This is a genomic window from Streptomyces bugieae, from assembly GCF_036352915.1.
GTDB lineage: Bacteria > Actinomycetota > Actinomycetes > Streptomycetales > Streptomycetaceae > Streptomyces > Streptomyces endophytica.
Map to the genome: position 1 here is coordinate 1 of NZ_JAZBJP010000215.1, position 404 is coordinate 404.

Annotated in this window: 1 protein-coding gene; it reads left to right on the forward strand. The window is 77.7% G+C overall.

Annotated elements, in window-relative coordinates:
• Positions 1–404: outer membrane protein assembly factor BamB family protein (locus V2J85_RS40945; protein WP_330824438.1), on the forward strand; the 404-nt coding region annotated here is incomplete at both ends.

Genomic DNA, 404 nt, shown 5'->3' on the forward strand with positions numbered 1-404 from the left:
GGCACCCATCGTCTCGGGCGGGGTGGTGCTCTCGGCGGGCCCGGACGGGAAGCTGCGCGCGTACGACCCGGTGAAGGGCGCCCCCGTCCGGGAGACCGGGGTCTCCGCGAGCCCCGGCTCGGCGTTCCCGGCGGGCTCCGCCCTGCTGGTCGTCGCGGACGGCGGCACGGTCACGGCGCTGGACGGCACGAGCGGGGTGGCCCGGTGGAAGGGTCCGCTGACGGGGCACGTACGGCCGGACTTCGGGCTGTACGACGAGGCGTCCGGCCTCGCGTACGCCTCCGAGCACTCGCCCGACGGTGTCTCCACCCTGGTGACCGCCGTGGACGCGGCGACCGGCCGGGCCGTGTGGCAGCGGCGGCTGGACGGGATGCTCACCCCGGTCTCCACCGCCGGGGCCGGGG